This window comes from Limnohabitans sp. 2KL-17, assembly GCF_003063415.1.
GTDB lineage: Bacteria > Pseudomonadota > Gammaproteobacteria > Burkholderiales > Burkholderiaceae_C > Limnohabitans_A.
Window position 1 is genome coordinate 1 of record NZ_NESK01000104.1, and the last position, 635, is coordinate 635.

Sequence of the window (635 nt, forward strand, 5' to 3'; positions counted from 1 at the left end):
CGACTGCGGCCGGGGAAGTCAGGATTGAGATTGAGCCTGCAATACAAAAGGCAAAAAGCGGGGCAGCGCCGACCAGCTGCGAGAAGTTGAGTGCAACTTAAACTGCCATCAAGGCTGTCCTGACTTTTGGGTCCACTTCACTGCACGCCACCGTGTATTGCGGCTTTCCGACGGCGATCGATGGTTTCAGGAGTGCGACCGAAGTGATCGAGCCTAAGGCTACGCTGAACAAGCCACCGAATTCAGCGATATGTTGCTAGTTGATTGCATGATGCGAGATGTGATGGGCGAAGCGGCCCAATTTCGGCCCGTATTTCTGGCCTTTTCACGCCAGACACGCGCATTGCGCGCTCTGAAGACGCACTCATGCCATGCGGCGTCCACGCGCTAAGTAGATGTTGGCCAGACCCAAGGCCACGAACGAGCGCGTGGCGTTCTTGGCCAGGCCGCGATAGCGCACCTTGGTGAAGCCCCACAGCCGCTTGACCACTGCGAAGACGTGCTCCACCCGGGCGCGTACCTTGGACTTGTTGCGATTCTTCGAGCGCAGGGCCGGGTCAACCTCACCTCCCTTGCGCACCCGCTGGTTGGTGAAGTCGTTCGCATGTGGTGCCTTGGATGCGATCAGTGCCTTC

The 635-nt window shown here is 58.7% G+C and carries 1 protein-coding gene; it reads right to left on the reverse strand.

The window, feature by feature from the left end; translation table 11 throughout:
- Positions 1–364: 364 nt before the first annotated feature.
- On the reverse strand, positions 365–635 hold a 271-nt coding region (locus B9Z45_RS16795; protein WP_146180911.1), incomplete at its 5' end, for a transposase.